We start from the raw sequence: 26,424 nt of genomic DNA on the forward strand, positions 1-26,424 counted from the left end.
CGCCGCCGCCCGGCGGTTAGGCTCGGGGCGTGGCGCTCAAGAACATCCCGGACCCCGGTTTCTCCGAAGACGACGGCACGGCCGACCCGCGGCTCGCCGCGGCCCTCGCGGCCTGGGCGGAGGACAGGACCGCCCACGGGCCGGTCCTCGACGCCCTGCGCGAAGCGCGGCTGCTCGTCCCCGTGGTCGCCGTCCTCGGCGAGGTCGAGACCGACGAGAACGGCCTGCGCCGCGAGAAGACCAGCGACATGGCGGTCCCCACCCTCACGGCCGGCGACCGGCGGGCCCTGCCCGCCTTCACCTCCACCGCCTCGCTCGCCCTCTGGGACCCGGAGGCCCGGCCCGTCGCCGTCCCACTGCACCAGGCGCTCCAGGCCGTCGCCCACGAGAAGGCGGACACGCTCGTCCTCGACCTCGCGGGTCCCGTGCCGTACCAGGTCACCGGGCCGGCCCTGCTCGCGCTCGCCGAGGGCCGCGCCGGCGCCGACCCGCTCGACGACCCCGCCGTACGGGAGGCGGTCCGGGCCGCCGTCGCCGCCGAGCCCGCCGTCCTCCGCGCCCACCTGGGGCCCGGCGCCGCCGACGGCACCCTCGCCCTGGTCCTCGCCAGGGACGCCGCCCCGGCGGAGGCCGCCCGGCGCGTGGCGCGCGCCCTGGCGGCCGACGAAACGCTGAGGGCCCGCCTGGTGCGGGGCCTCGACCTGGCGTTCCTGCCGGCCTCGGCCACGCCCCCGGGCGAGCCCTTCTACGTAAGAAGCTGAGGGAAGACCTAGCCGTACACCGGCCCCGTGTACTTCTCGCCCGGCCCCTGACCCGGCTCGTCCGGGATCAGGGACGCCTCGCGGAAGGCGAGCTGGAGGGACTTCAGGCCGTCCCGCAGGGGCGCGGCGTGGAAGGAGGAGACCTCGGTCGCGCCGGCGTCCAGCAGCCCCGCGAGGGCGTGCACCAGCTTGCGCGCCTCGTCGAGGTCCTTGTGCTTCTCGCCCTCCTCGGTCAGCCCGAGCTTCACGGCGGCGGCGCTCATCAGGTTGACGGCGACGGTCACGATGACCTCGACCGCCGGGACCTCCGCGATGTCACGGGTCATGGCGTCGAAGTCGGGGGAGTCCGGGTTCTCGTTCCGGGGCGTCTCGCTCATGCCCCCTACGATATGCCGCCGCCGGTTGGTGGAGACCGGCGGGTCCTGCTAACCTTGTGTAACGACCGGCTGGACACCTGTGTGTCCGGCCCACAAGTGGAGGCTCCGTACTCCCACCTGACCACCTTCGCGGGTGGCGGGTCACCGGTCAGGTGGCGCCCATCGTTCCGTACGGACGATGGAGCCGCCCGATGTGCGCCCCGCGGTTGACCGCGGCGGTGTTCCGGTATTTTCCTGGAGCCCCGCCTGTGTCCCGTCCGGGGCATTTTTCATGTGCCGGCTCGGTTGGTCTCAGAAACAGACGTTGCGCGTCCGTCCGCCAGGCGGTCGCGTGGTGCTACCGAGGAGGATCCATCAGCGCCGAGCCCCGCATCAACGACAGGATTCGCGTTCCCGAGGTGCGACTTGTCGGACCCAGCGGCGAGCAGGTCGGGATTGTTCCGCTTGCCAAGGCCCTGGAGCTCGCACAGGAGTACGACCTCGACCTGGTCGAGGTCGCGGCGAACGCCCGTCCGCCCGTGTGCAAGCTCATGGACTACGGGAAGTTCAAGTACGAGTCGGCCATGAAGGCCCGTGAGGCGCGCAAGAACCAGGCGCACACGGTCATCAAGGAGATGAAGCTCCGGCCGAAGATCGACCCGCACGACTACGACACCAAGAAGGGTCACGTCGTCCGGTTCCTCAAGCAGGGCGACAAGGTCAAGATCACGATCATGTTCCGTGGTCGTGAGCAGTCCCGTCCCGAGCTTGGATTCCGGCTGCTGCAGCGGCTGGCGTCGGACGTCGAGGAGCTTGGCTTCATCGAGTCCAACCCGAAGCAGGACGGCCGGAACATGATCATGGTTCTCGGCCCGCACAAGAAGAAGACCGAGGCCATGGCCGAGGCGCGTGAGGCCCAGGCCGCACGCAAGGCCGAGCGCCAGGGCGTCACCTCCGAGGAGACGTCCGAGGCCCCGGCCGCCGAGACCCCGGCCCCCGAGGCTTCGGCCGACGCTCCGGCCGAGACCCCCGAGGCGTGACCCGGCGGGCTGCCACCCAGGCAGCCCCGGGCCCCGCCCGGAACCACCAGACGAAGAACTGACGCTCCCGGATGTCCGGTGCCCGCACCGGGGGAGCGCCACTGACGAGGAGAGAACGGCGCCATGCCGAAGAACAAGACGCACTCCGGTGCCAAGAAGCGCTTCAAGGTCACCGGCTCCGGCAAGATCCTGCGGGAGCGCGCCGGCAAGCGCCACCTGCTCGAGCACAAGTCGTCCAAGCTGACGCGTCGCCTCACGGGCAACGCCGAGATGGCCCCGGGTGACGCCGCCAAGATCAAGAAGATGCTGGGCATCTGATCTGATCTCCCGCCCTCGGCGACGAGGGCATCCGGCCGAGTCCGGGTTCCATCCGTTTTCCGGGTCGTGTGAGGACCACCACGACCCCGCTACAAGGAGTAAAACAAGTGGCACGCGTCAAGCGGGCAGTCAACGCCCACAAGAAGCGCCGGGCGATCCTCGAGCAGGCCTCGGGCTACCGCGGTCAGCGTTCGCGCCTGTACCGCAAGGCCAAGGAGCAGGTCACCCACTCGCTGGTCTACAACTACAACGACCGCAAGAAGCGCAAGGGCGACTTCCGTCAGCTGTGGATCCAGCGCATCAACGCCGCTGCCCGCCTGAACGGCATGACGTACAACCGCCTCATCCAGGGTCTGAAGGCCGCCAACGTCGAGGTGGACCGCAAGATCCTCGCCGAGCTGGCCGTCAACGACGCCAACGCGTTCGCCGCGCTGGTCGAGGTCGCGCAGAAGGCCCTCCCGGCCGACGTCAACGCCCCGAAGGCCGCCGCCTGATCTTCCAGGCCGCAGTACCTCCGCCCGGACCCGCAGACGCCCACGCGCCTGCGGGTCCGGGCGCGTCGGCCCCCGAGACGCCCGGACCGCGCGGCCCCGCCCCGCACCGGAGCACGCCGCACCCCGGACCCCGCAGCCCCCGGCCCCGAAGAGAGAACCCCCGCACGCCATGGTCACCCCCGAGCTGATCTCCCCGCGTTCCCCGCGCGTCGTCGCCGCCCGGCGGCTCGCCAAGCGCGCCTTCCGGGGCAAGGACCGCCTCTTCATCGCCGAGGGACCGCAGGCCGTCCGCGAGGCCGTCGACCACCGGGGCCCCGGCGGGGAACCCACCCTGGTCGAGCTGTTCACCACCGTCGAGGCCGCCGGACGCCACGCCGCCATCGTCGACGCGGCCCGCGCCGCCGGAGCCCGCGTCCACCACGCCTCCGACGCCGTCCTCGCCGAGGTCTCCCAGACCGTCACCCCGCAGGGGCTCGTCGGCGTCTGCCGCTTCCTCGACTCGCCGTTCGAGGAGATCGTCGCCGTCCGGCCCCGGCTGGTCGCCGTCCTCGCCCACGTGCGCGACCCCGGGAACGCCGGCACCGTGCTGCGCTGCGCCGACGCGGCCGGCGCCGACGCCGTCGTCCTCACCGACGCCTCCGTGGACCTGTACAACCCCAAGTCCGTGCGCGCCTCCGTCGGCTCCCTCTTCCACCTGCCGGTGGCCGTCGGGGTCCCCGTCGAACAGGCCGTCGCCGGACTCCGGGGCGCGGGCGTGCGCGTCCTCGCCGCCGACGGGGCCGGACAGGACGACCTGGACGCCGAGCTGGACGCGGGCACCATGGGCGGGCCGACCGCCTGGATCTTCGGGAACGAGGCGTGGGGACTGCCCGAGGAGACCCGGGCCCTCGCCGACGCCGTCGTCCGCGTCCCGATCCACGGCAAGGCCGAGAGCCTCAACCTCGCCACCGCCGCCGCCGTCTGCCTGTACGCCTCCGCGCGCGCCCAGCGCCCCCGCGCCTCCGCCTGAACGGACCGGAGGGGGCCGCTCCGCCCCCGCCGCCCAGTAGAGTGACGCACTCGGGGCCCACTTGCGCCGCGCGGAGAGGCGGGGAACGGGGATGACGGTCGGTACGGACACTCCCGCACAGGCACGGAGCGCCGGTCCGCGCGCCCGGGAAGGGGAGGAGGCCGGCGGCTTCCCCGGCATCCACCCCGACGACCTGCCCGACGGCCTCGTCGTCGCCGACGAGACCGGCCGCGTCGTCTGCTTCAACGCCGCCGCCGCCCGCGTCACCGCCGTCCCCGCCGACCGGGCCCTCGGCCTCCCACTGGACCGGGCGCTGCCCCTGGAGGACCTCAAGGGACGCCGCTGGTGGGCGCTGACCGACCCGTACGGCGGGCTCGCCACCCGCAGCGGCCAGCCCGAACGCAACCTGCTCCTCCCCGGCGGCCGCGAGGTCCTGGTCTCCGCCCGGTACGTCCGCGAGCACCCCACCGGGCCGGTCCGGCGGGTCGTCGTCTCCCTGCGCGGCACCGAGGCGCGCCGGCGCACCGAACGCAGCCACGCCGAGCTCATCGCCACCGTCGCCCACGAGCTGCGCTCCCCGCTCACCTCCGTCAAGGGCTTCACCGCCACCCTCCTGCGGAAGTGGGAACGCTTCACCGACGAGCAGAAGCGGCTGATGCTGGAGACCGTCGACGCCGACGCCGGCCGCATCAAACGGCTCATCGCGGAACTCCTCGACATCTCCCGCATCGACTCCGGCCGGCTGGAGGTCCGCCGCCAGCCCGTCGACATCGCGGCGGCGGTCGGCCGGCACGTCCATGCCCACACCGCCGGCGGCCAGTCCCCGGACCGCTTCTTCGTACGGATCAGGCCCCAGCTGCCGCCGCTCTGGGCCGACCCCGACAAGATCGACCAGATCCTCGGCAACCTCCTCGAAAATGCCGTGCGCCACGGAGAGGGAACCGTCACCATCGAGGTGGCACCCACCACGACGGACGACGGCGGAGAAGAGGGGACGGAGGTCACCGTGAGCGACGAGGGCCCCGGCATCCCCGAAGAGTCGATGAACCGCGTCTTCACCCGCTTCTGGCGGGGCAGCAAGCGCGGCGGCACCGGCCTCGGCCTCTACATCGTCAAGGGCGTGGTCGAGGCCCACGGCGGCACCATCACCGTCGGACGGGGCCCCCGCGGCGGTGCCGAGTTCCGATTTATCCTGCCCGTCGGCACCCCGGCCCACCTCCTCTGAGGTCTCGCCCGCCGAGACCGAGGACGAACAGGAGCCGCCCGGTCCGCCCACGGGCTCATGCGCGTTCCCCCGCCCCGTTAGACTCGACCTTTGGCACGTTTGCGCCCTTGACGTCGAGCGGGGCCGCCCAGCCAAGCCAACGGAAGCACGGGAAGAGATGTCCGCACCCAATAAGTCGTACGACCCGGTCGAGGTCGAGGCGCTGAAACCGGAAGAGATCGAGCGCATGCGGGACGAGGCGCTCGCCGCCTTCGCCGCCGCGGGCGACCTCGACGCGCTCGCGCAGGCGAAGACCGCGCACACCGGTGGCACCTCACCGCTGGCGCTCGCCAACCGGGAGATCGGCGCCCTGCCCCCGCAGGCCAAGGCCGCCGCCGGAAAGCTCGTGGGCCAGGCCCGCGGCGCCGTCTCCAAGGCGCTCGCCGCCCGCCAGGCCGAGCTGGAGGCCGAGCGCGACGCCCGTGTCCTCGTGGAGGAGGCCGTCGACGTCACCCTGCCGTACGACCGCGTCCCGGCCGGCGCCCGCCACCCGCTGACCACCCTCATGGAGCGCGTCTCCGACGTCTTCGTCTCCATGGGGTACGAGGTCGCCGAAGGCCCCGAGGTCGAGGCGGAGTGGTTCAACTTCGACGCCCTCAACTTCCTCCCGGACCACCCGGCGCGCCAGACGCAGGACACCTTCTTCGTCCGGGGGACCTCCCCCGAGGGGAAGGCCACCACCGGCGACGAGTCCGGCGTCGTCCTGCGCACCCACACCTCCCCGGTGCAGGCCCGCACGCTCGTCGACCGGGAGCCCCCGGTCTACGTCGTGTGCCCCGGCCGCGTCTACCGCACCGACGAGCTCGACGCCACGCACACCCCCGTCTTCCACCAGATCGAGCTGCTCGCCGTGGACGAGGGGCTCACCATGGCCGACCTCAAGGGCACCCTCGACCACATGGTCCAGGCGCTCTTCGGTTCGGACATGAAGACCCGGCTGCGCCCGAACTACTTCCCGTTCACCGAGCCGTCCGCCGAGATGGACATGCTCTGCTACGTCTGCCGCGGCGAGTCCGTCGGCAACCCGGACCGCCCCTGCCGCACCTGCGGCAGCGAGGGCTGGATCGAGCTCGGCGGCTGCGGCATGGTCAACCCGAAGGTGCTCGTCGCCTGCGGTGTGGACCCCGAGAAGTACAGCGGATTCGCCTTCGGGTTCGGCATCGAACGGATGCTGATGTTCCGCCACAACGTCGAAGACATGCGAGACATGGTCGAGGGTGACGTCCGGTTCACCCGGCCGTTCGGGATGGAGATCTGATGCGGGTCCCGCTTTCTTGGCTGCGGGAGTACGTCGACCTGCCGGCGACGGAGACCGGCCGGGACGTCCAGGCCAAGCTCATCTCGGCAGGACTGGAGGTCGAGACCGTCGAGCGGCTCGGCACCGGTCTGTCCGGCCCCCTGGTGGTCGGCAAGGTGCTCACCATCGAGGAGCTGACGGAGTTCAAGAAGCCCATCCGCTTCTGCACCGTCGACGTCGGCGACGCCAACGGCACCGGCGAGCCCCAGGAGATCATCTGTGGCGCGCGGAACTTCGCCGAGGGCGACAAGGTCGTCGTGGCCCTGCCCGGCGCCGTCCTCCCCGGTGACTTCCGGATCGCCGAGCGCAAGACGTACGGCCGCGTCTCCCGGGGCATGATCTGCTCCGGCGACGAACTCGGCATGGGCGACGACGGCTCGCACGGCATCATCGTGCTGCCCCCGGAGCACGAGGTCGGCACCGACGCCACGGTCCTCCTCGAACTGTTCGACGAAGTCCTCGACATCGCCGTCACCCCGGACCGCGGCTACTGCCTCTCGATGCGCGGCGTCGCCCGCGAGGCGGCCACCGCCTACGGGCTGCCGCTGCGCGACCCGGCGCTGCTCGACGTGCCCGTGCCCAACGCGTACGGCTACCCGGTCCGGATCGCCGACCCCTTCGGCTGCGACCGCTTCACCGCGCGCACCGTCGTCGGCGTGGCGCCCGAGGCCCGCACCCCGATCTGGATGCAGCGCCGGCTGCAGAAGGCCGGCATGCGGTCCGTCTCGCTCGCCGTCGACATCACCAACTACGTGATGCTGGAGCTGGGCACCCCGCTCCACGCCTACGACCGCACCCGGCTCAACGGTCCCATCGGGGTCCGCCGCGCCGAGCCCGGCGAGACCATCACCACCCTCGACGGCACCAAGCGCGTCCTCGACCCCGAGGACCTGCTGATCACGGACGACAGCGGCCCCATCGCCCTCGCCGGTGTCATGGGCGGCGCCCACACCGAGATCGCCGACCCGGAGACCGACCCCGAGACCGGGATCGTCACCGGCACCACCGAGATCGTCATCGAGGCCGCACACTTCGACGCGATCACGATCGCCCGCACCTCCCGCCGCCACAAGCTCTCCACCGAGGGCTCCAAGCGCTGGGAGCGGGGCGTCGACCCCAAGGCGCCCAGCGCCGCGGCCCAGCGCTGCGTCGACCTGCTGGTGCTGCTCGGGGGCGGCACCGCCGAGGCCGGCGTCACCGAGGTCTCCGCCCCGTCCGCGCCGCGCACCATCACCATGCCGGCGAACCACCCGGACAAGGTCGCGGGCATGGAGTACGGCCGCGAGACCGTCGTCCGCCGCCTCCAGGAGGTCGGCTGCGACGTCTACGGCCAGGACGAGCTCGTCGTCACGGTGCCCTCGTGGCGCCCCGACCTCACCGCGCCGAACGACCTCGCCGAAGAGGTCATCCGCCTGGAGGGCTACGAGAACCTGCCCTCCACGCTGCCCAGGCCGCCGGCCGGCCGCGGGCTCACCGAGCGCCAGCGCGCCCACCGCCGCGTGGGCCGTGCCCTGGCCGGCGCCGGTTACGTCGAGGTCCTGAACTACCCGTTCATCGGCGAGCAGGCCCTCGACGACCTCGGCCTCGACGCGGACGACGCCCGGCGCCGGCTCGTGAGGCTGGCCAACCCGCTCTCGGACGAGGAGCCCGCGCTCCGCACGACGCTGCTCCCGGGCCTGCTCGGCACGCTGCGCCGCAACGACAGCCGCGGCGGCCACGACCTGGCCCTCTTCGAGACCGGTCTGGTCTTCCGGCCCGAGGGGGAGCCCGGCATCGCCGTCCGGCTGCCCGTCGACCGGCGTCCCACGGACGAGGAGATCGCCGGGATCGACGCCGTGCTGCCCGCGCAGCCCCGTCACGCCGCCGTCGTCCTCGCCGGCACGCGCGAGCAGGCCGGCTGGTGGGGCAAGGGCCGTCCGTCCGACTGGGCGGACGCGATCGAGGCCGGCCGGACCGTGGCCGCCGCGGCCGGGGCCGAGCTGATCATCGGCGCGGACCAGCACGCCCCGTGGCACCCGGGCCGCTGTGCCGCGTTCCACGTCGAGGTGGACGGCGAGAAGGTCCTCGTCGGCCATGCCGGCGAGCTCCACCCCCGCGTGGTGAAGGCGTTCGGCCTCCCGGCCCGCAGCTGCGCGATGGAGATCGACCTGGACCTCCTGGAGAAGGCGAACGGGGGCCCCGTGAAGGCTCCCCGGATCTCCTCCTTCCCGGTCGCCACCCAGGACGTCGCCCTGGTCGTCGGCGCCGGCGTCCCGGCCGCCGAGGTCGAGGCCGCCCTGCGCGAGGGCGCGGGCGAACTCCTGGAGTCCGTCCGGCTGTTCGACGTCTACACCGGCGACCAGCTCGGCGAGGGCACCAAGTCCCTGGCGTACGCCCTGAGGTTCCGTGCCCCGGACCGCACCCTGACGGTCGACGAGGCGTCCGCGGCCCGCGACGCGGCCGTCGCCCTGGCGTCCGAGCGCACGGGCGCCGTCCTGCGCGGCGCCTGAGGTTCCGCGCGGAAGAACGCGAAAGAACACCGAACAACACCGAAGAACACGGAGGGCCGCCCCGGGATTTCCCGGGGCGGCCCTCCGCCTTTCTCCGGAACCACGGACATCCGCCGCGTAAGAGCGGCGCTCCCGCCCGGCCCCCTCCTCCCGCCGTTGAGCGGAGGGGACCGGGACCGGCGCCGCCCGTCCCGCCACGGAGTGCCGGGCAGGTCGGCGGGGCGGGCGGCACGGTCCGGACCGCCGCACTGTACGAGGGGGAGCCCGGCGGACCGGTCGTCGCCTTGCGGCGAGGAACACAGTCAACCGGGGTCGGGACGGGCGCGGCAGAGCGCGCGGGGCGGGAGGAGGGGTGCTCCGTTCACACCCCGTGCGAAACCGCCCCGTAGGGGTCCGCCCCGGACGGGACGGACCCCTACGGGGTCATTCCTCGCCACTCCGCCCCGTACGAAATCGGCCACCGCTACGCTGGGTTCACCGAGCGACCGGAGCGGCCATGCAGCCCAACACCCTGCTCGACGCCCTGCTCGACGAAGCGGGCGTCTCGCACGCCGGCCTCGCCGCCCGGGTGAACCGGGCCGGCCGGGCCAGGGGCCTCACCCTGCGCTACGAACACACCGCCGTGGCCCGCTGGTTGAAGGGGCAGCGGCCGCGCGGCCAGGTGCCGGACCTGATCTGCGAGGTGCTCGCCGCGCGGCTGCGCCGGCAGGTGACCCTGGACGACATCGGCCTCGGGGTGCCGCACGGGCCGGCGACGGCACCCGGTTCACCGCTCCCCGGCTTCGTGGAGAGGGCGGCCGCCCTCTGGCGCTCCGACGAACAGCGGCGGCCGCACATCGTCACCGCGCCGGTCCTGACCGGCACTCCGGCGGTGATGCCCGTGTGGGAGTGGGAGAACCCCCCGGAGGACGCGGACGTCTCCCGCACCGGCCGGACCGTGGTCTCCGCCGCCGACATCGACGTGCTGACCGCCGCCAGGGTCCACTACGAGCAGATGTACCGCAAGGCCGGGGGCGTCGCGACCCGGGCCCGGATCGTCGGCTTCCTCACCACCGGGACGGCGCCCCTGCTCCGGGGCGCGTACGGCGACGCCCTCGGGCGCCGGTTGCACCGCGCCACCGGCGGGCTCGTGGCGGTGGCCGGGATCTGCGCCTACGACGCGGACGCGCACGGTCTGGCCCAGCACTACTTCCACCAGGCCCTGCGGCTCGCGAAGGCGAGCGGGGACCGGGGGCTCGGCGGGTACGTGATCGCGCTCCTCGTCAACCAGTCGCTGTGCCTGGGGGAGTACCGGCAGGCCGTGGCGTTCGCGGAGGCGGCGCTGCGGGCGGCGGGACGGCGGATCACCCCGGCGCTCACCGCCGACCTGACGGCGATGCAGGCGAAGGCGTACGCACGCCTGGGGGACGGCGCGGCCGCGCTGGCCTGCGTCCGGCGGGCCGAGACGGCGGCCGGGCGGATCCGTCCGGGCGAGGAGCCCGCCGAGACGGGGTACGTGCAACCGGGGTTCGTCGACGTGCAGGTCGCCGAGGCCCTCCTCTGCCTGGGCGACCTCCCGGCCGCCCACGAGCACGCCGCCGCGTCGGTCGCGGCGCCCTCGCACGACCGGGGCCGGGTGCACCGGCTCGCCGTCCTGTGCCGGGTCGAGCTGCGGCGGGGCGAGGCCGACGGGGCGGCGCGCACGGCGGTGGAGATGACGGAGCGGGCGCGCGGGACGGAGTCGCGACGGCTGCGGGACCGGCTGCGGCAGGTGCGGGAGCACCTGCTCACGAGCGGCGCGGCGGACGCCCGGGAGGCGGCCGCGCTCATCGACGGGGCGCTGCGCGTCCCCCTGTGATCCTCCCCGCCGCGACGGCACCACCGCACGGGCGCCCGCCGCCCGTCCCTCCCGGGACCCCGAGACGTGCCGGACGGCCCGTACCTGTGCGGGTGTACGGGCCGTCCGGGTGGTGCGGAGAGTGGTCCTGGGTGACCCGTAGGGGTCAGGCGTACGGGTAGAAGCCCCAGCCCGTCTTCCGGCCGAGCCGGCCCGCGTCCACCATGCGCTGGAGCAGCGGGGGAGCGGCGTACAGCGGCTCCTTGAACTCCGTGTACATCGAGTCGGCGATCGAGGCGATGGTGTCCAGGCCGATGAGGTCGGACAGCTTCAGCGGGCCCATCGGGTGGGCGCAGCCGAACTCCATGCCGTTGTCGATGTCCTCGCGGCTCGCGATGCCCGACTCGAACATCCGGATCGCGGAGAGCAGGTACGGCACGAGCAGCGCGTTCACCACGAAGCCCGAACGGTCCTGGGCGCGGATGGCGTGCTTGCCGAGCGTCTTCTCGGCGAAGACCTGGGCCCGGCTGATCGTGCCCTCGGAGGTGGTGAGGGCCGGGATCAGCTCGACGAGCTTCTGCACCGGGGCCGGGTTGAAGAAGTGGATGCCGATGACCTGGTCGGGGCGGGAGGTCGCCACGGCCAGCTTCACCAGCGGGATGGAGGAGGTGTTCGAGGCCAGGATGGCGTCCGGCCGGACGACCACCTGGTCGAGGACCTGGAAGATCTCGGTCTTGACCTGCTCGTTCTCCACGACCGCCTCGATGACGAGGTCGCGGTCGGCGAACTCGCCCAGGTCGGTGGTGAAACTGAGGCGCGCGAGCGCCGCGTCCCGCTCCTCCTCGCTGATCTTGCCGCGTTCGGCGGCCTTCGCCAGCGAGTTGTAGAGCCGCGTGCGGCCGATCTCCAGCGCCTCGCCGGTGGTCTCGGCGACCTTCACCTCAAGACCGCTCCGGGCACACACCTCCGCGATGCCCGCGCCCATCTGACCGCAGCCCACCACTCCGACGCGCTCAATGTCGGCCATGGAGTCCGTCACCTCGTGCCTTTCGCTCTCTGCTGGCGGCGGGCCCGTGTGTTTCCGCGCGTCCGCCTCGACCCCACGACGTTACCGCTCATTAACCGATGATCGATCGCCCAGGGTGGGCATGCTGTCCCGGTGGGTGTGACGTATCCGACAGAGGAGGGGAACAAATGACGCTTATCGGCAGAAGAAGGTTCGTGACCGGAGCCGCCGGGACGGCGCTCGCCGTGACGGGAACGACAGGCGCGACGGTGCGGGGAGCGGCTTCCGGAACGGCCCGGGAAGCCGTGGGGGCGGGCGCGCTGCCCGAAGTGCGGAGCCCGGCGCGGGGCGGGCCGGGCCGCCGCCGCGCGGAGTTCCGCGGCATGTGGCTGGCGACGGTGGCGAACCTGGACTGGCCCTCGAAGCCGGGCCTGACCGCCGAGCAGCAGCGCGCCGAACTCCTCGCCCACCTCGACACGGCGGTCGAACGCCGCCTCAACGTGGTGGTCCTCCAGGTCCGGCCGTCCGCCGACGCCCTGTGGCCCTCGCCCTACGAACCCTGGTCGGCGTGCCTCACCGGGACCCAGGGCCGCGCCCCCGGCTGGGACCCCCTCGGCACGGCCGTCGCCGAGGCCCACGCGCGGGGCCTCCAGCTGCACGCCTGGTTCAACCCGTACCGGGTGGCGAGCCACACCGACCCGGCCCGGCTCGTCGCCTCCCATCCGGCGCGGCTCCACCCGGAGTGGGTGCTGCCCTACGGCGGGAAGCTCTACTACAACCCGGGGCTGCCGGAGGTCCGGCGCTTCGTGCAGGACGCCATGCTGGACGCGGTGCGCCGCTACGACATCGACGCCGTGCACTGGGACGACTACTTCTATCCGTATCCGGTCGCCGGGCAGGTCTTCGCCGACGACGAGGCGTACGCGCGGTACGGCGGCGGCTTCCCCGACCGGGCGTCCTGGCGGCGGCACAACACCGACCTGCTGGTCTCCGAGATGTCCGCCCGGATCAAGGAGACCGGGCGGGACGTGGCCTTCGGGGTGAGTCCGTTCGGGGTCTGGCGCAACGCCGGCACCGATCCGGAGGGCTCGGACACCAACGCGGGCGTCCAGACGTACGACGACCTGTACGCCGACACCCGCACCTGGGTCCGGGAGGGGTGGATCGACCACATCGTGCCGCAGCTGTACTGGCACATCGGCCTGGCCCCGGCCGACTACGCCAAGCTGGTGCCCTGGTGGGACGAGGTGGTGCGCGGCACGGGCGTCGGCCTCTACATCGGCGAGGCGCTCTACAAGGCGGGCGACCCGGCCCAGCCCGCCGCCTGGCAGGACCCCGGGGAACTCTCGCGCCACCTGGAGCTGGCCAAGCGGTACCCCGGGGTCGGCGGCCACTGCTTCTTCTCGGCGAAGGCGGTGGCGAAGGACCGGATCGGGGCGATGACCGCCGTGGTGGCCGACCACTACCCGACCAGGGTCCGCCCGCCGGGATAGCTCCCGCCGGGGCGGTCTCCGGCGGAACGGTCTCCGGCGGGCCCGCCCGCCGGGGCCGTGGGGGAACGACCCCCGCCGGGGCCGTCCCGGGGCGGCCCCGGCCTCAGCCGGTCCCCGCCCCCGCGTCGTGGCGTACGACGGTGTCGGGGCCCGGTGACACCAGGGCCTCGTGTCCGTCGTCGAACCTCACGCGGTACGGGGGAGCGCCGTCCTCCCCCAGGACCTGCAGGACCTCGGCCGTACGGTCGTCGTGACCCACGGTCCGGCCGTGCACCAGCAGTGTGTCGCCCACGCTCGCCTGCATCGGAGTGACCTCCTCGCGGCCGATCCGGTTCCGCCCTCCTCGGGGCCTCCGTCTTCCATGGTGACCCCGGACGCCCGGTTCCGTCGCGCCGGCCCGCCTGCTCGCCGTCGCACCGGTCCGCCGTCGCGGCGGAACCCGGGTCAGGACCTCGTCCGCTGCGTGACGGCGATGCAGACCAGGACCCCGACGGCCGCGACGGGGGCGGCCAGGGGAAGGGTCTCGCCGAGCAGGAACACCGACCAGAAGAGGGTGAGGAGCGGCTGGGCGAGCTGGAGCTGGCTGGCCTTCGGGATGCCGATCGTGGCCATGCCCCGGTACCAGACGTACAGGCCGAAGAAGGTCGAACCGGCGGCGACCCACACCAGGCCGAGGACGCCGTGGACGCTCGGCCGGACCGGCTCCACGGAGAGCGTGACCGCCGAGGCGACCAGCATCGGCGGCAGGCAGAGGACCAGGGCCCAGCCGATGACCTGCCAGCCCGGCATCAGGGCGGCGAGCCGGCCGCCCTCGGTGTAGCCGGCCGCGCACACGAGCAGCGCCCCGAAGAGGTACAGGTCGCCCCTGGAGACCGCCCCGCCGCTCTGCTGGAACGTGAAGCCGAGCACCACCGCGGCGCCGGCGACGGCCGCGGCCCAGAAGGCGCGGGAGGGGCGCCGCCCCGTCCGCAGGGCGGCGAGGGCCGCCGTGGTGAGCGGCAGGAGGCCCACCACCACGGCGGCGTGGGAGGTGGTGGAGGTCCGCAGGGCCAGGGTGGTCAGGAGCGGGAAGCCGACGACGACCCCGCCGGCGACCACCGCGAGCCCCGCCCAGTGGCGCCGCTCCGGCGGGGGCACCCGGCCGGCGAGCAGGAAGACGCCGGCGACGAGCGCGGCGAGGGTGGAGCGCACGGCCACCAGGGACCAGGGGCCGAAGCTCTCCAGGCCCCAGACGGTCGACGGGAAGGTGAGCGAGAACGCGACCACGCCGAGTCCGGCGAGCAGGGTGCCCCGGACCCGGGAGTCGGGGGCGGGCCGGGAGGGCAGGGACCGTCCGGCCGCGGCCGGACCGGCGTCGGCGCCTGCCCCGGCTCCACCGGGCGCGGACCGACCGGCCCCGCTCCCGGGGCGGAGGGAGCCGGCGACCGCGGGCCCGCCGGTGGCCGCGGGCCGCCCGGTGCCGGACGCGGCCGGTCCGTCCGACCGGAGGGGCGGGCCCGTGACCGCTATCGTCGTGGTCTCGGTAGCGCTATCGTGTGCTCTCATGCATCAGCGTAGCAGCGTCAACGAACTGGCGAAATCCCTGCGAGCGGAGCTCAACCGCTACTCCCCGGGTGAGAAACTGCCATCGAGTCGCGCGCTCGTCGAGCACTACCGCGTCTCCCCGGTCACCGTCACCCGCGCCCTCTCCCAGCTCGCCGCCGAGGGGCTCGTCGTGACCCGTCCCGGCGCGGGCGCCTTCCGCGCCGAACCGCGCACCCCCGCCCCGGCCGTCGGGGACACCTCCTGGCAGGAGGTGTCCCTCAGTGCCGACACCGCCGCCGAGGCCGTCCCCCGGACCGTGGACGCCTCCGGCGTCCTCGTCACCCTCTCCGCGCCCCCGCCCGGGGTGATCGAGTTCAACGGCGGCTACCTCCACCCCTCCCTCCAGCCCGCGCAGGCCCTCGCCGCTGCCCTCGCCCGTGCCGGCCGCCGCCCCGGCGCCTGGGGCAGGCCGCCCACCGACGGCCTGCCGGAGCTGCGCGAGTGGTTCGCCCGCGAGATCGGCGGCAGCGTCACCGCCGCCGAGATCCTCGTCACCGCCGGGGGGCAGTCCGCGATCACCACCGCCCTGCGCGCCCTCGCCCCGCCCGGCGCCCCCGTCCTCGTGGAGTCGCCCACCTACCCGGGCATGCTCGCCGCCGCCCGCGCCGCCGGGCTGCGCCCCGTACCCGTCCCCGCCGACGCCGGGGGAGTCCGTCCCGAGCACCTCGAAGCCGCCTTCCGCGCGACCGGGGCCCGCGTCTTCGTCTGCCAGCCGCTCTTCCAGAACCCGACCGGGGCCGTCCTCGGCCCGGAACGGCGCCGGGAGGCCGTCCGCATCGCCCGCGCCGCCGGGGCCTTCGTCATCGAGGACGACTTCGCCCGCCGCCTCGTCCACGAGGACGCCCCGCCCCTGCCCGCCCCGCTCGCCGCCGAGGACCCGGACGGCGTCGTCGTCCACGTCTGCTCCCTCACCAAGCCCACCTCGCCCAGCCTCCGCGTCGGCGCCCTCGCCGCCCGCGGCCCCGTCCTGGAACGGCTGCGCGCCATCCAGGTCGTCGACAGCTTCTTCGTCCCCCGTCCGCTCCAGGAGGCCGCCCTCGAACTCGTCGGCTCCCCGGCCTGGCCCCGCCACCTCCGCGCCGTCTCCCGGGAGCTCAGGAGCCGCCGGGACGTCATGACCGGGGCCCTCGCCCGCCACCTCCCCGAACTCGTCCTGCCGCACGTCCCCTCCGGCGGCCACCACCTCTGGCTGCGTCTGCCCGACGCGCTGCCCGAGGCGTCCCTCCTCGCCGCCGCCCTGCGCGCCGGGGCCGCCGTCGCCCCCGGCCGCCCCTATTTCTGCGCGGAACCGCCCGCCGGGCACATCCGGCTGAGTTTCGCGGGTGTCGCGGGCCCCGCCGAGCTCGTGGAGGGGGTGGACCGCCTGCGCGCGGCGGTGGACGAGCTCGCCGGCCGCCCTCCGGCCCCGGGCCGCGCGAGGGGTTCGGCCGGCCCGGCGCCCGGCGAAACCGCCTGACAGGACCGCGCGTTCCTGGGAGCCTTCGTCCATGAGCGACACCCCCGCCCCGGAGCGCCCCGTCCCGCACGGGGCGTACGAGATATCGGCCGACCGCGCCCGGATCGACGCCGCCCGCGTCCACCACTGGCTCTCCACCGACTCGTACTGGGCCCGCGGCCGACCTCGGGAGAAGCAGGACCGGGCCGTCGCGGGCTCGCTCAACGTCGGCGCCTACCACCGGGGGACCGGCGAGATGGCCGCCTACGCGCGCGTCGTCACCGACTACGCCACCTTCGCCTGGCTCTGCGACGTCTACGTCGACCGCCCGGCCCGGGGCGCCGGCCTCGGCACCGCGCTCGTCACCGCCGTCCTGGACCTCCTGGAGCCGTACGGGCTGAGGCGCGTCATGCTCGCCACCGACGACGCGCACGGCGTCTACGAGAAGGTGGGTTTCACGCCACTGCGAAATCCGGACAAGCTGATGTCTCTCGGGCAGGGGTGAGCCGGGCCCCCGCGCCCTCCCGGAGCGATCCCTTGACCGGCGGCGCCGCCGGCCTCACGATCGCGGCCATGAGTCTTCGGGTGACGCTCGTCACAGCGGCGCGCAGCTCCTCCCTGCTCGCCGAACGGTTCGACGACGACCGGCCGTTGGACGAGACCGGCTGGTACGAGGTGCAGCAGGCCGCGCCCGCGCTCGTCCCGCTCGGCGCGGCCGAACTGCGCTACTGCTCCCCGACCCCGCGCAGCCGCGCCACCGGCACCGCCCTCGGCTACGCGCCCCTCGTCCAGCCCGCCCTGCGCGACTGCGACATGGGCCGCTGGCGCGGTCTCACCCTCGCCGAGGTCGCCGCCCTCGAACCGGCCGCCGTCGACGCCTGGCTCACCGACGCCCGCACCGCCCCGCACGGCGGCGAACCCCTTCTCGCCTTCATCGTCCGGATAGGGAACTGGCTCGACACCCGCCCCGCCGAGGACGGCGCCGTCGTCGCCGTCGCCGAGCCCTCCGTCGTACGGGCCGCCCTCGTGTACGCCCTGAAGGCGCCGCCCTCCGCGTACTGGAACGTGGAGGTCCGTCCCCTCTCCACCGTCACCCTGGCGGGCCGTCCCGGCCTCTGGCACCTCCGGCTCGACGCGGCCCTCCGCTGACCTCCGCCGTCCGGCCCCCGCGCCGCCTCCGCCCGGCGGCGGGGGCGAAGGGAGCGCCGGGCGGCGGGAGGAGCGCCGGCCCCCGACCGGCTAGCCTGAACCCACGATGAACCGTTTGAGCACGTCATGGGGCGCCTTCACGCTGACCCGCCATCCCGAGGACCCGCGCGACCCGCTGCGCGCCTGGGACGCGTCCGACGAGTACCTCCTGGGGCACCTGGCCGAGACCGGCACCGACCTCTCCGGCACGGTGGCCGTCCTCGGCGACCGCTGGGGAGCCCTCGTCACCGCCCTCCACGCCGCGGGACCCGGCGAACTCGTCCAGATCACCGACTCCCACCTCGGCGGACAGGCCACCCGGACCAACCTCGCGCGCGCCGGGGCCGCCCCGGACGCCGTCCGGCTGCTCACCACCCAGGACCCGCCGCCCGCGCGGATCGACGTGCTCCTCGTCCGCGTCCCCAAGAGCCTCGCGCTCCTGGAGGACCAGCTGCACCGGCTCGCGCCCGCCGTCCACGAGGGCACCGTGATCGTCGGCACCGGCATGGTCAAGGAGATCCACACCTCCACGCTCAAGCTCTTCGAGCGCCTCCTCGGTCCCACCCGCACCTCGCTCGCGGTGAAGAAGGCCCGGCTGATCCACACCACTCCCGGCCCCGCCGCCGCGCCGGGCCCGAACCCCTGGCCGTACCGGTACGCCCTCCCGGCGGACACCCCCGCGCCCGGCCTCCCCGGCCGGACCGTCGTCAACCACGCGGGCGTCTTCTGCGCCGACCGCCTCGACATCGGCACCCGTTTCCTCCTCGCCCACCTGCCCCGGGACCTCGGCCGGGCCCGGGTCGTGGACCTCGGCTGCGGCAACGGGGTGGTCGGCCTCGCCGTCGCCCTCGCCGAACCCGGCGCGGAACTGGTCTTCACCGACGAGTCGTACCAGGCCGTCGCCTCGGCCGAGGCGAACTTCCGGGCCCACGCGGGCGACGGGCGCACGGCCGAGTTCCTCGTCGGCGACGGCCTCGCGGACCTGCCCCCCGACTCGGTGGACCTGGTCCTCAACAACCCGCCGTTCCACAGCCACCAGGCCACCACCGACCGCACCGCCCGCCGCATGTTCGCGGACGCCCGGCGCGTCCTGCGTCCCGGCGGGGAACTGTGGGTCGTCGGCAACCGGCACCTCGGCCACCACGTCACCCTCCGCCGGATCTTCGGCAACAGCGAACTGGTCGCGAGCGACCCGAAGTTCGTGGTGCTGCGCGCGGTGCGCCGCTGAGCGTTCCGGCGCCTCCGCCGGGAACTCCCGACCACGGAGAGGGCCGGTCCGGCACCGTACGGTGCCGGACCGGCCCTCTCCGTGAAACGCGTCAGTCCGTGCCGAACTCCATCGCGGCCCGGTCGAGCAGCTCGTCGTCGCCCGAGGACTCGCCGCGGGAGGCGATGGCCTCGGCCCCGCCCTCCGGCATGCTCCCGATCAGCCCGGTCGCGGCGGCCTGGGCGGCGCCGATGGCCGGGTTGGCCGTACCGATCAGACCGAGGCCGGCGTACTGCTCCAGCTTGGCGCGCGAGTCGGCGATGTCGAGGTTCCGCATGGTGAGCTGGCCGATCCGGTCCGCCGGGCCGAAGGCCGAGTCCTCGGTGCGCTCCATGGAGAGCTTGTCCGGGTGGTAGCTGAACGCCGGACCCGTGGTGTCGAGGATCGAGTAGTCCTCGCCGCGCCGCAGCCGCAGCGTCACCTCGCCGGTGACGGCCGCGCCGACCCAGCGCTGGAGCGACTCGCGCACCATCAGGGCCTGCGGGTCCAGCCACCGGCCCTCGTACATGAGCCGGCCGAGCCGCCGCCCCTCGTTGTGGTACTGGGCGAGGGTGTCCTCGTTGTGGATCGCGTTGACCAGGCGCTCGTACGCGGCGTGCAGCAGCGCCATGCCGGGGGCCTCGTAGATGCCCCGGCTCTTGGCCTCGATGATCCGGTTCTCGATCTGGTCCGACATGCCCATGCCGTGACGGCCGCCGATGGCGTTGGCCTCCATCACCAGGTCGACGGGGGAGGAGAACTCCTTGCCGTTGACGGTGACCGGGCGGCCCTGGTCGAAGCCGATCGTCACGTCCTCGGCGGCGATCTCGACCGACGGGTCCCAGAACCGGACGCCCATGATCGGCTCCACGGTCTCGACGCCCGTGTCCAGGTGCTCCAGGGTCTTGGCCTCGTGGGTGGCGCCCCAGATGTTGGCGTCGGTGGAGTACGCCTTCTCCGTGCTGTCCCGGTAGGGGAGGTCGTGGGCGAGGAGCCACTCCGACATCTCCTTGCGGCCGCCGAGTTCGGTCACGAAGTCCGTGTCGAGCCACGGCTTGTAGATCCGCAGGTGGGGGTTGGCGAGCAGGCCGTAGCGGTAGAACCGCTCGATGTCGTTGCCCTTGAAGGTCGAGCCGTCGCCCCAGATCTGGACGTCGTCCTCCAGCATCGCCCGGACCAGGAGCGTGCCGGTGACGGCACGGCCCAGCGGCGTGGTGTTGAAGTAGGCGCGACCGCCCGACCGGATGTGGAACGCGCCGCAGGTGAGCGCGGCGAGGCCCTCCTCGACCAGTGCCGCCCGGCAGTCGACCAGGCGCGCGATCTCGGCACCGTAGGTCTTCGCGCGGCCGGGCACCGAGGCGATGTCGGGCTCGTCGTACTGGCCGATGTCGGCGGTGTAGGTGCAGGGGATGGCGCCCTTGTCGCGCATCCATGCGACCGCGACGGAGGTGTCGAGGCCGCCGGAGAAGGCGATGCCGACGCGCTCGCCGGCGGGCAGGGAGGTGAGGACCTTGGACATGGGAAGAGTATGCATCATCTCGCATGGTCATGCAAAGAGGGTGTCGCACCCCTCGTGCGCGGCCCGTCCCGGCCGCCCCTCCGCCGGCCCGGGAGGGCTCGTTGCATAAAACTGCGACGACACGTATAGTCATGCCATTCATGAGGAGGGTTTCGATGACGGTACGAGCAGCGGTGGCGGGTGCGAGCGGATACGCGGGCGGAGAGCTCCTGCGCCTGCTCCTGGCGCACCCCCACGTCGAGATCGGGACACTGACCGGCCACTCCCACGCCGGTCAGCGGCTCGGGGCGCTCCAGCCCCATCTGCTCCCGCTCGCCGACCGCGTCCTGGCGCCCACCACCGCCGAGGAACTGGCCGGGCACGACGTCGTCTTCCTCGCCCTGCCGCACGGCCGGTCCGCCGCCGTCGCCGAGCAGCTCGGCCCGGACGTCCTGGTCGTCGACATGGGCGCCGACTTCCGGCTGGACGACCCGGCCGACTGGGAGAAGTACTACGGCTCCCCGCACGCCGGGACCTGGCCCTACGGCCTCCCCGAACTCCCCGGTGCCCGCGCCGCCCTGGAAGGGACCAGGCGCGTCGCGGTGCCCGGCTGCTACCCCACCGCCGTGTCGCTCGCGCTCTTCCCCGCGTACGCCCACGGTCTCGCCGAACCCGAGGCCGTGATCGTCGCCGCCTCCGGGACCTCCGGCGCGGGCAAGGCGGCCAAGCCGCACCTCCTCGGCAGCGAGGTCATGGGCAGCATGTCCCCGTACGGGGTCGGCGGCGGCCACCGCCACACCCCCGAGATGATCCAGAACCTCAGCGGACCGGCGGGGGAGCGGGTCACCGTCTCCTTCACGCCCACCCTGGCCCCGATGCCCCGCGGCATCCTCGCCACCTGCACGGCCGCCGCGAAGCCCGGCGTCACCGCCGGGGCCGTACGGGCCGCGTACGAGAAGGCGTTCGCGGACGAGCCGTTCGTCCACCTGCTCCCCGAGGGGCAGTGGCCGGCCACGGCGTCCGTCCTCGGTTCCAACGCCGTCCAGGTGCAGGTCGCGTACGACGCCGCCGCGAACCGGATCATCGCGATCAGCGCCATCGACAACCTCACCAAGGGCACCGCCGGCGGCGCGGTGCAGAGCATGAACATCGCCCTCGGCCTCCCCGAGAGCGCAGGACTTTCCACGACCGGGGTCGCTCCGTGAGCGACGCGCGCGCGACCGCCGGTCCGCAGACGACGACGAAGCCCACATCCCCGTGCCGCGCGGGCGGAGACGGGGGCGCCTCCCGGGCGTCCGCTCCGGGAGAGAACGGAGAAGCACAGTGAGCGTCACCGCAGCGAAGGGATTCACGGCGGCCGGCATCGCCGCCGGGATCAAGCAGAACGGCAACCCGGACCTGGCCCTCGTGGTCAACACCGGGCCCCGCCGCGCCGCCGCGGGAGTCTTCACCTCCAACCGCGTCAAGGCCGCCCCCGTCGTCTGGTCGCAGCGGGTCCTCGCCGACGGCGAACTGACCGCCGTCGTCCTCAACTCCGGCGGCGCCAACGCCTGCACCGGCCCCCAGGGCTTCCAGGACACCCACGCCACCGCCGAGAAGGTCGCGGAGGTCCTCTCCGCGCGGGGAGAAGAGGTCGGCGCGGGCGAGGTCGCCGTCGCCTCCACCGGTCTCATCGGCGTCCCGCTCCCCATGGACAGGCTGCTCCCCGGCGTGGAGAAGGCCGCGGCCGAACTCTCCGAGCACGGCGGGGAGAAGGCCGCCATCGCCATCAAGACCACCGACACCGTCCACAAGACCGCCGTGGTGACGAAGGACGGCTGGACGGTCGGCGGCATGGCCAAGGGCGCCGGCATGCTCGCCCCGGGCCTCGCCACCATGCTCGTCGTCCTCACCACCGACGCCGACGTGGACGCCGAGGGCCTCGACGCCGCCCTCCGGGACGCCACCCGCGTCACCTTCGACCGGGTCGACTCCGACGGCTGCATGTCCACCAACGACACCGTCCTCCTGCTCGCCTCCGGTGCCTCCGGCGTCACCCCCGCCGGGGACGGGTTCGCCGAAGCGGTGCGGGCGGTCTGCGACGACCTCGCCCGCCAGCTCATCGGCGACGCCGAGGGCGCCAGCAAGGACATCCGGATCGAGGTGGTCAACGCCGCGACCGAGGACGACGCCGTCGAGGTGGGCCGCTCCATCGCCCGCAACAACCTCCTCAAGTGCGCCATCCACGGCGAGGACCCCAACTGGGGCCGGGTGCTCTCCGCCATCGGCACCACGGCCGCCGCCTTCGAGCCCGACGAACTCAACGTCGCCATCAACGGCGTCTGGGTCTGCAGGAACGGAGCCGTCGGCGAGGACCGCGACCTCGTCGACATGCGCTACCGGGAGGTCACGATCACCGCCGACCTCGCCGCCGGCTCCGAGTCCGCCGTCATCTGGGCCAACGACCTCACCGCGGACTACGTCCACGAGAACAGCGCGTACTCGTCGTGACCGGCGCCACGCGGAAGCACACCGCGCTCCCCAAGGCCCGGACCCTCATCGAGGCGCTGCCCTGGCTCACCCGCCACCACGGCAGGACCGTCGTCATCAAGTTCGGCGGCAACGCCATGGTCGACGAGGACCTGAAGGCCGCCTTCGCCCAGGACGTCGTCTTCCTGCGCCACGCCGGCCTCAAGCCGGTCGTGGTGCACGGCGGCGGCCCACAGATCAACGCGGCCCTCGACCGCCACGGTCTGGTCAGCGAGTTCAAGGCCGGCCTCCGGGTCACCACCCCCGAGGCGATGGACGTCGTACGGATGGTGCTCGCCGGACAGGTCCAGCGCGAACTCGTCGGGCTGCTCAACCAGCACGGCCCGTTCGCCGTCGGCATGACCGGCGAGGACGCCCGCACCATCACCGCCACCCAGCACCGGCCGCTCATCGGGGGCGAGCCGGTCGACATCGGCCGGGTCGGCGAGATCACCGCCATCGAGACCGGCGCCATCGAAGCCCTCCTGGAGGACGGCCGCATCCCGGTCGTCTCCTCCATCGCACGCTCCCAGGACGACGGACATGTCTACAACGTCAATGCTGATACGGCGGCTGCGGCACTCGCTGCGGCGCTGGGTGCCGAGACCCTGATGGTCCTGACCGACGTCGAGGGCCTCTACGAGGACTGGCCGAACAGCGACGAGGTCATCAGCCGGCTCACCGCGAGCCAGCTGGAGAAGCTGCTGCCCGAGCTCTCCAGCGGCATGGTTCCCAAGATGGAGGGCTGCCTGCACGCCGTACGGAACGGGGTCACCACGGCCCGCGTGATCGACGGCCGGGTCCCGCACTCGATCCTGCTGGAGATCTTCACCGACGAGGGCATCGGCACGATGGTCGTGCCGGACGGACAGGGGGACCGATGACCGGCAACACCGAGCTGACCCGGCGGTGGCGGGGCTCGCTCATGGACAACTACGGCACCCCCCGGCTGCCCCTCGTCCGCGGCGAGGGCGCCAGGGTGTGGGACGCCGACGGCAAGGAGTACCTGGACTTCGTCGGCGGCATCGCCGTCAACGCCCTGGGCCACGCCCATCCGGCGGTCGTCGAGGCCGTGTCGCGGCAGATCGCCTCCCTCGGCCACGTCTCCAACCTCTTCGTCGCCGAACCGCCCGTCGCCCTCGCCGAGCGGCTCCTGGACCTCTTCGGCAGGCCCGGCAGGGTCTTCTTCTGCAACTCGGGTGCCGAGGCCAACGAGGCCGCGTTCAAGATCGGCCGGCTCACCGGCCGCTCCCGCATGGTCGCCACCGACGGCGGCTTCCACGGCCGGACCATGGGCTCCCTGGCGCTCACCGGCCAGCCCGGCAAGCAGACGCCGTTCCTGCCGCTGCCCGGCGACGTCACCCACGTCCCGTACGGGGACGCGGAGGCGCTGCGGGCCGCGGTCACCGAGGACACCGCCCTCGTGATCATCGAGCCGATCCAGGGCGAGAACGGCGTCGTCGTCCCGCCCGCCGGCTACCTGAAGGCGGCCCGCGAGATCACCCGCGCCACCGGGACGCTGCTCGTCCTCGACGAGGTGCAGACCGGCGTCGGCCGGTGCGGCCACTGGTTCGAGCACCAGGCCCACGAGGGCGTGGAGCCCGACGTCGTGACCCTCGCCAAGGGTCTCGGCGGCGGCCTGCCGCTCGGCGCGACGGTCGCCTTCGGCGAGGCCGCGGAACTCTTCGCGCCCGGCCACCACGGCACCACCTTCGGCGGCAACCCGGTCGCCTGCGCCGCCGGACTCGCCGTCCTGGACGCCCTCGGCGCCGACGCGGCCCTCGACCACGTGAAGTCGGTGGAGGAGCGGCTGCGCCGGGGAATCGAGGCTCTGGGACATCCGCTGGTCTCCCACGTCCGTGGTGCGGGACTCCTGCTGGGTATCGTGCTCACCGGGCCCCTCGCACCCCAGGTGCAGCAGGCGGCCCAGGACGCCGGCCTCCTGGTGAACGCGCCCGCCCCCGACGTCGTACGGATCATGCCTCCGCTGGTCCTCACCGACGCCGAGGCGGACGCCTTCCTCCGGGCGCTGCCCGGGGTCCTGGACGAGGCGAACGGGCAAGGACGAACCGGAGAATGAGACGACGATGACCGACGCGCAGGAGAACGAGCACGGCGGGCCGTCCGTTCCGCAGACCCGTACGGCCCGCCACCGCAGGATCGTCGACATCCTCAACCGGCAGCCGGTGCGGTCGCAGAGCCAGCTCGCCAAGCTCCTCGCGGACGACGGGCTGAGCGTCACCCAGGCGACGCTCTCCCGCGATCTGGACGAGCTGGGCGCGGTGAAGATCCGCAACACCGGCGGGGAGCTGATCTACGCGGTGCCCAGCGAGGGCGGCTTCCGCACCCCGCAGGCCCCGCTCGGCGAGTCCGCCAAGGAGGAGCGCATGCGGCGTCTCTCCGGCGAACTGCTGATCTCCGCCGAGGCGTCCGCCAACCTGGTGGTCCTGCGAACCCCGCCGGGAGCCGCCCAGTTCCTCGCGTCGGCCATCGACCAGGCCGAACTCCACGCCATCCTCGGCACCATCGCCGGTGACGACACCCTCCTCCTGATCAGCCGGGACCCGGTGGGCGGCCAGGCCCTCGCGGACCACCTCCTGAAGCTGGCCCAGAAGTAGGCGTCCTCCTCCGGCGGCGCGTTCACCGCCGGACCGTCCCGCGACCCGCGCGGTGAGAACCCGTACGGGAACTGGTACGGCGGACCCGTACGGGGCGGCCGCACGGTCCGGCCCGCCCGGCCCGCCCGTTGCCCTCCGGGACGGACGGCGGCGGGATCGGCGCCGCCACCGAAGTCGGCGTCGGCGAGGACCGGTTCGCCGAGTGACACGAGGATGCCCGCCGTCCCCCGGAGAGACCGACGTGGCCGTCGCCGGCCGGGGGAGCGGTCGCGGTGCAGCACACCGGCTGCTCCTCGGTGAAGGAGCGCCGCCGTCCGCCGACGCGTCCGTCTGTCCTTCCCGTGGACCGCGTTCCGCTCAACGCGCCCGCGCGGGGCGTTCCTCCGGCGCGCGCCCCGGGAAAGGAGGCGCCTCCCCCCGGGCCCGCCGCGCCCGGGCGCGCACCTTCGGGTCCGGGTCGTCCACGAGCACCCGGACCGCCTCCCGGAACGGGGCGCCGCCGGTCTCCGCGAGCAGCCGCAGCGCGCCCTTGCGGACGTGCGCGGCGGGGTGGACGGTCGCACGCCGCAGGAGCCCGTCGGCCGGAAGCCGGTCGGCCCACGGCAGCAGCGCCGCCACCGTCTCGCGCACGACCCGCGGCGAACCGTCGTCCAGCAGCGGTACGAGCGGACCGGGCCGGACGGCGTCGAGCAGGCGCAGCCCCGCCACGGCGCCCGCCCGTACGCGGGACCGCTCGTGGCCCGTGAGCGTCCACAGGACCGGGGCGTCCACGGCCCGGTCCCCGCACTCGGCGAGCCCGAGCGGCGCGCCGCCGGGCATCCCGGCACCGTCCGCGCACACCGCCCGGTACAGCGGCAGCGGATCGGCACCCGCCTGCCGCAGCACCCAGCGGGCACAGGCGCGCACCGGCGCGGAGCGGTCCTACAGGAACGGCCCGGGCGCGACGGCCGCGGCGCGTTGACAAACCATACGGTCGATTGCATAGTTATGCCATCACCTTCTCC

At 73.7% G+C, this 26,424-nt stretch carries 25 protein-coding genes; 19 read left to right on the forward strand and 6 right to left on the reverse strand.

All coding sequences use genetic code 11. From position 1 onward, the window contains the following. Window positions 1–29 precede the first annotated feature (29 nt). Complete coding sequence (locus ACZ6AQ_RS19455) at window positions 30–761, forward strand: SseB family protein (RefSeq protein WP_468760868.1); 732 nt, start codon at window positions 30–32, stop codon at window positions 759–761. Between the two features lie 8 nt (window positions 762–769). Here the strand turns inward: ACZ6AQ_RS19455 and ACZ6AQ_RS19460 are convergent, their stop codons facing one another. After that, complete coding sequence (locus ACZ6AQ_RS19460; RefSeq protein WP_388693646.1) at window positions 770–1,138, reverse strand: DUF1844 domain-containing protein; 369 nt, start codon at window positions 1,136–1,138, stop codon at window positions 770–772. Window positions 1,139–1,491: 353 nt separating this feature from the next. Here ACZ6AQ_RS19460 and infC point away from each other — a divergent pair, with 353 nt between their 5' ends. The 8 genes from infC (at window position 1,492) to ACZ6AQ_RS19500 (ending at window position 10,865) form a co-directional block, all read left to right on the forward strand. Further along, on the forward strand, window positions 1,492–2,157 hold the full coding sequence (gene infC, locus ACZ6AQ_RS19465; RefSeq protein WP_388693968.1) for a translation initiation factor IF-3: 666 nt from the start codon (window positions 1,492–1,494) through the stop codon (window positions 2,155–2,157). A gap of 123 nt (window positions 2,158–2,280) precedes the next feature. Next, window positions 2,281–2,475, forward strand: coding sequence for a 50S ribosomal protein L35 (gene rpmI, locus ACZ6AQ_RS19470; RefSeq protein ID WP_015032399.1), 195 nt, complete (start codon window positions 2,281–2,283; stop codon window positions 2,473–2,475). 107 nt (window positions 2,476–2,582) lie between these two features. After that, window positions 2,583–2,969, forward strand: coding sequence for a 50S ribosomal protein L20 (rplT, locus tag ACZ6AQ_RS19475; protein WP_003959820.1), 387 nt, complete (start codon window positions 2,583–2,585; stop codon window positions 2,967–2,969). A gap of 169 nt (window positions 2,970–3,138) precedes the next feature. Beyond that, on the forward strand, window positions 3,139–3,978 hold the full coding sequence (locus ACZ6AQ_RS19480; protein WP_468760869.1) for a TrmH family RNA methyltransferase: 840 nt from the start codon (window positions 3,139–3,141) through the stop codon (window positions 3,976–3,978). Between the two features lie 91 nt (window positions 3,979–4,069). Then, window positions 4,070–5,203, forward strand: coding sequence for a sensor histidine kinase (locus ACZ6AQ_RS19485; protein WP_468760870.1), 1,134 nt, complete (start codon window positions 4,070–4,072; stop codon window positions 5,201–5,203). A 157-nt stretch (window positions 5,204–5,360) separates the two neighbouring features. Then, window positions 5,361–6,500, forward strand: coding sequence for a phenylalanine--tRNA ligase subunit alpha (gene pheS / locus ACZ6AQ_RS19490; RefSeq protein ID WP_388693640.1), 1,140 nt, complete (start codon window positions 5,361–5,363; stop codon window positions 6,498–6,500). Beyond that, complete coding sequence (gene pheT, locus ACZ6AQ_RS19495; protein ID WP_468760871.1) at window positions 6,500–9,028, forward strand: phenylalanine--tRNA ligase subunit beta; 2,529 nt, start codon at window positions 6,500–6,502, stop codon at window positions 9,026–9,028. The genes pheS and pheT overlap by 1 nt, the downstream gene beginning before the upstream one ends. Before the next feature lie 496 nt (window positions 9,029–9,524). Beyond that, entirely contained in the window at window positions 9,525–10,865 is a 1,341-nt protein-coding gene (locus tag ACZ6AQ_RS19500; protein WP_468760872.1) for a transcriptional regulator, read from the forward strand. Window positions 10,866–11,010: 145 nt separating this feature from the next. Here ACZ6AQ_RS19500 and ACZ6AQ_RS19505 read toward each other — a convergent pair whose 3' ends face one another. Next, window positions 11,011–11,871, reverse strand: coding sequence for a 3-hydroxybutyryl-CoA dehydrogenase (locus ACZ6AQ_RS19505; protein WP_468760873.1), 861 nt, complete (start codon window positions 11,869–11,871; stop codon window positions 11,011–11,013). A gap of 167 nt (window positions 11,872–12,038) precedes the next feature. On the opposite strand from ACZ6AQ_RS19505, the gene ACZ6AQ_RS19510 reads away from it, so the two are divergent. Continuing rightward, window positions 12,039–13,343: a glycoside hydrolase family 10-like protein gene (locus ACZ6AQ_RS19510; protein WP_468760874.1), complete on the forward strand. Its 1,305-nt coding sequence runs from the start codon at window positions 12,039–12,041 to the stop codon at window positions 13,341–13,343. 103 nt (window positions 13,344–13,446) lie between these two features. On the opposite strand, the gene ACZ6AQ_RS19515 is transcribed toward ACZ6AQ_RS19510, so the two are convergent. Both ACZ6AQ_RS19515 and ACZ6AQ_RS19520 read right to left on the reverse strand, forming a co-directional pair. Continuing rightward, window positions 13,447–13,647: a DUF1918 domain-containing protein gene (locus ACZ6AQ_RS19515; protein ID WP_468760875.1), complete on the reverse strand. Its 201-nt coding sequence runs from the start codon at window positions 13,645–13,647 to the stop codon at window positions 13,447–13,449. 140 nt (window positions 13,648–13,787) lie between these two features. After that, entirely contained in the window at window positions 13,788–14,888 is a 1,101-nt protein-coding gene (locus ACZ6AQ_RS19520) for a DMT family transporter (RefSeq protein ID WP_468760876.1), read from the reverse strand. On the opposite strand from ACZ6AQ_RS19520, the gene ACZ6AQ_RS19525 reads away from it, so the two are divergent. The 4 genes from ACZ6AQ_RS19525 to ACZ6AQ_RS19540 all read left to right on the forward strand — a co-directional run bounded on the left by ACZ6AQ_RS19525 (window position 14,887) and on the right by ACZ6AQ_RS19540 (window position 18,778). Beyond that, the gene (locus ACZ6AQ_RS19525) at window positions 14,887–16,383 is read left to right on the forward strand and encodes an aminotransferase-like domain-containing protein (protein WP_468760877.1); all 1,497 of its coding nucleotides are present in this window, start codon (window positions 14,887–14,889) and stop codon (window positions 16,381–16,383) included. The genes ACZ6AQ_RS19520 and ACZ6AQ_RS19525 overlap by 2 nt on opposite strands. A gap of 31 nt (window positions 16,384–16,414) precedes the next feature. Further along, on the forward strand, window positions 16,415–16,867 hold the full coding sequence (locus ACZ6AQ_RS19530) for a GNAT family N-acetyltransferase (RefSeq protein WP_468760878.1): 453 nt from the start codon (window positions 16,415–16,417) through the stop codon (window positions 16,865–16,867). A gap of 68 nt (window positions 16,868–16,935) precedes the next feature. Further along, entirely contained in the window at window positions 16,936–17,511 is a 576-nt protein-coding gene (locus tag ACZ6AQ_RS19535) for a histidine phosphatase family protein (RefSeq protein ID WP_388693622.1), read from the forward strand. 106 nt (window positions 17,512–17,617) lie between these two features. Further along, window positions 17,618–18,778, forward strand: coding sequence for a methyltransferase (locus ACZ6AQ_RS19540; protein WP_468760879.1), 1,161 nt, complete (start codon window positions 17,618–17,620; stop codon window positions 18,776–18,778). 91 nt (window positions 18,779–18,869) lie between these two features. Here ACZ6AQ_RS19540 and argG read toward each other — a convergent pair whose 3' ends face one another. After that, on the reverse strand, window positions 18,870–20,315 hold the full coding sequence (gene argG / locus ACZ6AQ_RS19545; RefSeq protein ID WP_383439479.1) for an argininosuccinate synthase: 1,446 nt from the start codon (window positions 20,313–20,315) through the stop codon (window positions 18,870–18,872). Window positions 20,316–20,470: 155 nt separating this feature from the next. Between argG and argC the strand changes: the two genes are divergently transcribed. The 5 genes from argC to ACZ6AQ_RS19570 all read left to right on the forward strand — a co-directional run bounded on the left by argC (window position 20,471) and on the right by ACZ6AQ_RS19570 (window position 25,420). Then, the gene (gene argC, locus ACZ6AQ_RS19550) at window positions 20,471–21,499 is read left to right on the forward strand and encodes an N-acetyl-gamma-glutamyl-phosphate reductase (protein WP_468760880.1); all 1,029 of its coding nucleotides are present in this window, start codon (window positions 20,471–20,473) and stop codon (window positions 21,497–21,499) included. A gap of 118 nt (window positions 21,500–21,617) precedes the next feature. Continuing rightward, the gene (argJ, locus tag ACZ6AQ_RS19555) at window positions 21,618–22,784 is read left to right on the forward strand and encodes a bifunctional glutamate N-acetyltransferase/amino-acid acetyltransferase ArgJ (protein WP_468760881.1); all 1,167 of its coding nucleotides are present in this window, start codon (window positions 21,618–21,620) and stop codon (window positions 22,782–22,784) included. Further along, window positions 22,781–23,686, forward strand: a complete 906-nt coding sequence (gene argB / locus ACZ6AQ_RS19560; protein WP_468760882.1) for an acetylglutamate kinase — start codon at window positions 22,781–22,783, stop codon at window positions 23,684–23,686. Before argJ ends, argB begins: the two co-directional genes overlap by 4 nt. Next, window positions 23,683–24,882 carry an acetylornithine transaminase gene (locus ACZ6AQ_RS19565; protein WP_468760883.1) on the forward strand — a complete coding sequence of 400 codons (1,200 nt, stop codon included), beginning with the start codon at window positions 23,683–23,685 and terminating at the stop codon, window positions 24,880–24,882. The genes argB and ACZ6AQ_RS19565 overlap by 4 nt, the downstream gene beginning before the upstream one ends. 7 nt (window positions 24,883–24,889) lie before the next feature. After that, window positions 24,890–25,420 (forward strand): arginine repressor, encoded by a 531-nt coding sequence (locus ACZ6AQ_RS19570; protein WP_030214728.1) that lies wholly within the window; start codon window positions 24,890–24,892, stop codon window positions 25,418–25,420. Window positions 25,421–25,777: 357 nt separating this feature from the next. Here the strand turns inward: ACZ6AQ_RS19570 and ACZ6AQ_RS19575 are convergent, their stop codons facing one another. After that, window positions 25,778–26,326 (reverse strand): HEAT repeat domain-containing protein, encoded by a 549-nt coding sequence (locus ACZ6AQ_RS19575; protein ID WP_468760884.1) that lies wholly within the window; start codon window positions 26,324–26,326, stop codon window positions 25,778–25,780. Between the last annotated feature and the right edge of the window lie 98 nt (window positions 26,327–26,424).

It is taken from the genome of Streptomyces sp. NPDC041191, assembly GCF_055591945.1.